This window comes from Aeromonas sp. QDB30 (assembly GCF_027707645.1).
Taxonomy (GTDB): domain Bacteria; phylum Pseudomonadota; class Gammaproteobacteria; order Enterobacterales; family Aeromonadaceae; genus Aeromonas; species Aeromonas caviae.
The window spans coordinates 1-6,441 of the sequence record NZ_JAPCIY010000124.1; the positions used below are offsets into that span (position 1 = coordinate 1).

6 protein-coding genes and 2 pseudogenes are annotated in these 6,441 nt (G+C 63.9%); 6 read left to right on the forward strand and 2 right to left on the reverse strand.

What is annotated here, in order from left to right; all coding sequences use genetic code 11:
- Positions 1-67 precede the first annotated feature (67 nt).
- The 3 genes and pseudogenes from PG896_RS20215 to PG896_RS20225 all read left to right on the forward strand — a co-directional run.
- Positions 68-259, forward strand: a pseudogene (locus PG896_RS20215) (GFA family protein); the annotation flags it as partial.
- 29 nt (positions 260-288) lie between these two features.
- Positions 289-471 (forward strand): annotated as a pseudogene (locus PG896_RS20220) (DUF4287 domain-containing protein); the annotation flags it as partial.
- Between the two features lie 91 nt (positions 472-562).
- The gene (locus PG896_RS20225; protein ID WP_270836149.1) at positions 563-973 is read left to right on the forward strand and encodes an SRPBCC domain-containing protein; all 411 of its coding nucleotides are present in this window, start codon (positions 563-565) and stop codon (positions 971-973) included.
- Between the two features lie 90 nt (positions 974-1,063).
- Here PG896_RS20225 and smrB read toward each other — a convergent pair whose 3' ends face one another.
- Entirely contained in the window at positions 1,064-1,588 is a 525-nt protein-coding gene (gene smrB / locus PG896_RS20230; RefSeq protein WP_103857929.1) for an endonuclease SmrB, read from the reverse strand.
- A gap of 65 nt (positions 1,589-1,653) precedes the next feature.
- Between smrB and prmB the strand changes: the two genes are divergently transcribed.
- Both prmB and aroC read left to right on the forward strand, forming a co-directional pair.
- On the forward strand, positions 1,654-2,589 hold the full coding sequence (gene prmB, locus PG896_RS20235; RefSeq protein ID WP_041211581.1) for a 50S ribosomal protein L3 N(5)-glutamine methyltransferase: 936 nt from the start codon (positions 1,654-1,656) through the stop codon (positions 2,587-2,589).
- Between the two features lie 16 nt (positions 2,590-2,605).
- On the forward strand, positions 2,606-3,694 hold the full coding sequence (gene aroC, locus PG896_RS20240) for a chorismate synthase (protein ID WP_270836148.1): 1,089 nt from the start codon (positions 2,606-2,608) through the stop codon (positions 3,692-3,694).
- A gap of 87 nt (positions 3,695-3,781) precedes the next feature.
- Here aroC and PG896_RS20245 read toward each other — a convergent pair whose 3' ends face one another.
- On the reverse strand, positions 3,782-4,591 hold the full coding sequence (locus tag PG896_RS20245; protein ID WP_410198466.1) for a substrate-binding periplasmic protein: 810 nt from the start codon (positions 4,589-4,591) through the stop codon (positions 3,782-3,784).
- A gap of 305 nt (positions 4,592-4,896) precedes the next feature.
- Here PG896_RS20245 and PG896_RS20250 point away from each other — a divergent pair, with 305 nt between their 5' ends.
- Positions 4,897-6,303, forward strand: a complete 1,407-nt coding sequence (locus PG896_RS20250) for a DEAD/DEAH box helicase (RefSeq protein ID WP_069784634.1) — start codon at positions 4,897-4,899, stop codon at positions 6,301-6,303.
- Positions 6,304-6,441: the final 138 nt, after the last annotated feature.

The window sequence follows — 6,441 nt, forward strand, 5'->3', positions numbered from 1 at the left end:
TGCGCGAGCAGCTATCACCCAGTAATGGGAATCCCCCTCCTGTGACGCGAAGCGCTAAGGTGGGGGAGGATGTCAACTTTTCTACCATCTGTTGCCGACGGACGAGTACATCCTCTCCGCCGGCCTGTTTCAGGATCAGGGGTTCGAGCTCACCGGGCAGATCTTCATCGACGAGAAGCCTGACTTCTATGCCCTCAAGAACGACACCCCGACCCTGACCGGACAGCAGGTGTTCGAGCAGTTCGCCCCCAAACCCTGAGCCTGTACTCACCCCGAGGAGAAGCCATCATGGATGAACAACCGAAGGTGAAGGGGCCTGCCTCCTACTTTCCTGCCATCGAGCAGAAATACGGCCAGCCCATCGCCCACTGGCTGACCCTGCTGGCAGGGCGGGAGGAGCGCAAACACATGGCCCTGGTGGCCTGGCTCAAGGACGAACACGCCATGGGCCACGGCCATGCCAATGCCCTGGTGGCCCACTTTTTGGCGCAGCCCGATGCGCCCGGCGTGGCATTACAGTGCCACAGTGCAAAACGTGCAGGAAAGCCAGAGGATCAGAGAGATGAAGATAAGCGTCAGCGTCTGGGTTGCCAGGCCGATTGCCGATGTGTGGCAGGGCTGGAACACCCCCGCCAGCATCATGGCATGGAACGCCGCCTCTCCGCAGTGGCACTGCCCCCAAAGCCGGGTGGATCTGCGGGTGGGTGGGCGTTTTTGCCACCACATGGCGGCGCGGGATGGCAGCACGGGGTTTGATTTCGAGGGGACCTTCACCGAGGTCACAGCGCCGACGGGGCTCGGCTACGTCATGGACGATGGCCGCGAGGTGGGCGTGCGGTTCGTGGCAGAGCAGGGGGGCACCCGGGTGGAGGAGCGGTTCGATGCCGAGTCCCTGCACAGCGGCGAACAGCAGCGGGCGGGGTGGCAGAGCATCCTGGATAACTTCAAGCGACATATGGAAGCCGCCAGCTGACCCCTGTGGGGCGCCATAAAAAAACCACCGCAAGCTGGCGGTGGTTTTTTTATGGCGTTCGCCCGGGGCAAGGCGGGGCGGGGAAGGGGGTCACTCCTCGATGTCCAGCAGCACCAGGATGGCGCTCTCGCCCCCCCACTCCCGCGGCGCCTGGTGAAAGGCGCGCACAGCGGGGTGCTGGGCCAGCCAGCTCGGGATGCGCTGCTTGAGGATGTGCTTGCCGATGCCGTGCATCACCGAAGCGACGTGGATGTTCTCTTTTCGGCACAGGGTGAGCAGGGCCGCCAGCTCCTGCTTGGCCTGGTGCTGGTTCATGCCGTGCAGATCCAGATAAATCTCCGGCGGGTAGCTGCCGCGCTTGAGCTTTTTCAGCTCGAATTTTGACACGTCGTCGCGCACGTAACGGGTCGGCCCGTCCGCCTCGAGATGGGGCTGGTACTCGTCGCTGAAAAAGTAGTCAACCCCAAGCTTTTCGCGGCTCTCGCGCACTTCGCGTTTCTGCTTGACCGGGTTTGAGGAGGCCCTTATGGTATCTTGCTTAATTTTCCGGGTACCTTTGACAGCATCACGAAACAGCAGGCTTTCCTCGTCTGTGAGTGAGGGCGTATTTTTCATCAGGTACTCGTCTTGCTCGCTGTATAAAATTCTCGGGCCGGATATTACTCGACTTGGAGGTGGATTTGGACAAGATATTTATCGATGAGGTGGTTGCCGAAATGCACACCATCCAGGACATGTTGCGCTGGGCCATGAGTCGTTTCAACGACGCCGGGATCTTCTACGGACATGGTACCGACAACGCCTGGGATGAGGCCGTGCAACTGGTGCTGCCCGCGTTACATCTGCCGCCGGACGTGGATCCGGGCATGCGCCACTCCCGCCTGACCACCAGCGAGCGCCACCGCATCGCCGAGCTCATCATCCGCCGCGTGCAGGAGCGCATTCCGGCGCCTTACCTGACCAACAAGGCCTGGTATGCGGGCTGGGAATTCTACGTGGACGAACGGGTGCTCATTCCGCGCTCCCCCATCGCCGAGATGGTGGCCAACCGCTTCGCCCCCTTCCTGAAAGACGAACCGACCCGGATCATGGACCTGTGCACCGGCTCCGGCTGCATCGCCATCATCATGGCCCACGAGTTCCCCCATGCGGAAGTGGATGCCATCGACATCAGCGTCGATGCCCTCAACGTGGCCGAGCGCAACATCAACGATCACGGGCTGGAGCAGCAGGTTATCCCCATTCGCTCCGATCTGTTCCGGGATCTGCCGGCCGGTGACAAGTACGATCTCATCGTCTCCAACCCGCCCTATGTTGACTCCGAGGACATGTCGGATCTGCCGGAGGAGTTTCGCCACGAGCCGGAGCTGGCCCTGGCGTCGGGCTCCGACGGCCTCAAGCTCACCAAACGTCTGCTGGCCAATGCCGCCGACTTCCTGAAAGAGGATGGCGTGCTGGTGGTCGAGGTGGGCAACAGCATGATCCACCTGGAAGCCCAGTTCCCCGAGGTGCCCTTCACCTGGGTCGAGTTCGAAAACGGCGGCCACGGCGTCTTTGTGATGACCCGCGCAGAGCTCGAGCAGTACCAGGCCCATTTCGCCATTTACAAGAACTAAGCAGCAAGGAGCATTCATGGCAGGGAACAGTTTCGGCCAACTCTTTCGGGTCACCACTTTCGGCGAGAGCCACGGTCTGGCGCTGGGCGCCGTGGTCGACGGCTGCCCGCCGGGGCTGGAGATAAGCGAAGACGATTTGCAGGGGGATCTGGACAGGCGCAAGCCCGGTACGTCCCGCTACACCACTCAGCGCCGCGAGGCGGACGAGGTGAAGATCCTCTCCGGGGTGTTCGAGGGCAAGACCACGGGCACCTCCATCGGGCTGCTCATCGAGAACACCGATCAGCGCTCCAAGGACTACTCCGAGATCAAGGGTCTGTTCCGTCCGGGTCACGCCGACTACACCTATCACCAGAAGTACGGCCAGCGTGACTACCGTGGCGGCGGCCGCTCCTCGGCCCGCGAGACCGCCATGCGGGTCGCGGCGGGGGCCATCGCCAAGAAGTACCTGAAACAGGTGCACGGCATCGAGATCGTGGGTTTCCTCTCCCAGCTCGGCCCCATCAAGGCGGAAGGGTTCGACGAGAGCCAGATCGAGCAGAACCCCTTCTTCTTCCCCGATGCGGGCAAGCTGGAGGTGCTCGATGAATACATGCGTGCCCTCAAGAAAGAGGGCAACAGCGTGGGGGCCAAGGTGTGCGTCGTGGCGCGCAACGTGCCGGTAGGCCTGGGGGAGCCGGTGTTCGACCGCCTCGACGCCGACATCGCCCACGCCATGATGGGCATCAACGCGGTGAAAGGGGTGGAGATCGGTGACGGCTTCGCGGTGGTGGAGCAAAAAGGCTCCGAGCATCGGGACGAGATGACTCCGGCCGGCTTTGCCAGCAATCATGCGGGGGGCATCCTGGGGGGCATTTCGTCGGGTCAGGAGATCGTGGTGAGCATGGCCCTCAAGCCTACCTCCAGCATCACGGTGCCGGGCAAGACCATCACCACCAGCGGTGAGGCCACCGAGATGATCACCAAGGGTCGTCACGACCCCTGCGTCGGCATCCGTGCCGTGCCCATCGCCGAGGCCATGCTGGCCCTGGTGCTGATGGATCACTTGCTGCGCCACCGCGCCCAGAACCAGGGCGTGCACACCCAGACCCCGCAGCTGCGCTGATCACGCTGCGGGCCAGGTGAGTGATCACCAGATACCACAAGGCGACCCCAGGGTCGCCTTTTTCATGGTTTTTTGCCGGCGTCGGCGTCAGGGGGCCGATGGCGTCGAGAGCGATGGGTGCCGGGTTGCGTCCAGGCGGCAGCGGGGCGGCGCAAAGGCGGGATCCGGTGAGGGCAGGGTGGCGATGGCGGCATCGATGCGGGCGAGCGCCTCATCGTTCACGGCCTTTTTGGCAAACATCAGGCGCACCGGCTGCTGGTGCAAGAGCACCTGACACTGGATGGCATTGCTCGCCCCGAGCTGGTAGCGGGCGTATTGCCACTCCATGATGACGCCGTCGAGGCGGCGCGCCAGCAAGAGGGTGAGCAGCCTGTCATCGCTGTTGTATTCACTCGCCTGCCCGAGGGCAGGGCACTCCTCGTTCATCGGCAGGGGGCGAGTACCCCGCAGCTTGCCAAGTCGAAGCCCCTTGGCCTGGCAGAGGGTTGCCAGCTCTGTGAGCCCTTGCCAGCCGTCGGGCTTCCCGGCCTGCGGGCGCTGGCTCAGCAGCACGAAGCTGGCGCGCCGATAGGGGGCGGAGAAGCGGGCGAACCGCTCCCGCTCGGGGGTTTTCAGGGCGCCCATGGCCACGTCCAGCTGCTGGCGCTCCATGAGGTAGAGGGCCCGGGCCCAGGGGAGGTTGCGAAAGGCGGGCTCCACGCCTGCCTTGCCCAGGATCTGGCGGGTCAGGGTCACGTCCAGTCCGCCGAGGGTGCCGTCGGCAGCGATTTGACTGAAAGGGGGCCAGTGGCTCCAGGCCACCGACAGGGTCTCCCTGGCGGCGAGGGGCTGGGCGAAGAGCAGGGGCAGGACGAGGCCCAGCATGCGCCGGGCGGTGGGGGTGAACTTCCGTTTCAATCAAAACCTCCTGTTCCGTGTATCGCGCCGTCCCCGGCAGGCTGCGCAGGGGCATTGATACATACGGCGATTCGGGCCATTTTGTCCTGCCTTCGTCCCTATTTCCAGCCGTGCTGGGAGGCGCATCACATTTTCCTCGTCTAAGTGCGCCAACTCCGTTAGACTGCGCCTCTATTCTTTCCCCTTTGCTCTGCTCCCCGGGGAAATCGTTGTTTTCTCTATAGGCCCGGATCCTGTGAGATGGCATCGGCTCAGCAGAGGAGCCCCACCACGATCTTTGGCGCCCCTATCCCTAGCAGGTAACTATGAGTTTTACTTCCCTCGGTCTGGCCGAACCCTTGTTGCGTGCCGTTGCCGAGCAAGGCTACGACACCCCGTCTCCCATTCAGCAACAAGCGATCCCGGCGGTACTGGCTGGCCGTGATCTGATGGCCGCCGCCCAGACCGGGACCGGCAAGACCGCAGGTTTCACCCTGCCGATGCTGCAGCGTCTGATTGAAAGCAAGCGCAAGGTCTCCCCGAACCGCATCCGCGCCCTGGTGCTGACCCCGACCCGCGAGCTGGCCGCCCAGGTGGGCGAGAGCGTGCGCAACTACGGCAAGCACCTGCCGATCCGCAGCCACGTGGTATTTGGCGGCGTGAGCATCAACCCCCAGATGATGGCGACCCGCCGTGGTCTGGACGTGCTGGTGGCCTGCCCGGGCCGCCTGATGGATCTCTACAACCAGAACGCCGTCAAGTTCGACGAAGTGGAGATCCTGGTACTGGACGAAGCGGACCGCATGCTCGACATGGGCTTTATCCGCGACATCCGCCGCATCCTGGCCCTGCTGCCGAAGAAGCGCCAGAACCTGCTCTTCTCCGCCACCTTCGCCGACGAAATTCGCGAGCTGGCCACCGGTCTGCTGGACAACCCGGCGGTGATCGAAGTGACCCCGCGCAACAGCACCGCCGAGCGCATCGAGCAGCTGGTACACCCCTGCGACAAGGCCAACAAGATTGCCCTGCTGAGTCACCTGGTCACCAGCAACGACTGGCAGCAGGTGCTGGTGTTCACCCGTACCAAGCACATGGCCAACCGCGTTGCCGAGACCCTCGACAAGAACGGCGTCAGCGCCGCCGCCATCCACGGCAACAAGAGCCAGGGTGCCCGTACCCGCGCCCTTGCCGGTTTCAAGGATGGCAGCGTCAAGGTGCTGGTGGCGACCGACATCGCCGCCCGTGGCCTGGACATCGACAAACTGCCCCAGGTGGTCAACTTCGAGCTGCCGAACGTGGCGGAAGATTACGTGCACCGTATCGGCCGTACCGGCCGTGCTGGCGCCGCTGGTCACGCCATCTCCCTGGTGGCCGCCGATGAGGGCAAGCTCATCAAGGCCATCGAGCGGCTGACCAAGCAGAACATTCCGTGCGAGCAGGTGGCCGGTTTTGAAGCCTCCCGCGAGACCCTCGACAACATCGCCCGTGGCATCGGTGCGCCGCTTCGCAAAGAGCCGCGGGATCCGAGCGAGCAGCGCCGTGCGCCGCGTCCGCAAGGCCAGGGCCAGCGTCAGGGGGCCGGTCGCTCCGGCAATGGCGCCGGTGGTAGCGGCGGTGGCAATCGCACTGGCAACGGCGGCAAGCCCAAGCCTCAGGGCGGCCAGCGTCCGGAAGGCGGCGCTGGCAAACCGGCCCAGGCCCGTCGTCCCCGTCGCGCCAGCCACAACCAGTAAGCGGCCAGGGAGCCAGGCTCCCCCACTGTTCGGTTGATACAAAAAGCCCCGCCAATCTGGCGCAATGCTGTTCACTTAAGCGGAGCCGCATTGCGATTTACCGGAAAACGGGTCTTTGATATCTTCACCGCCCTGGGT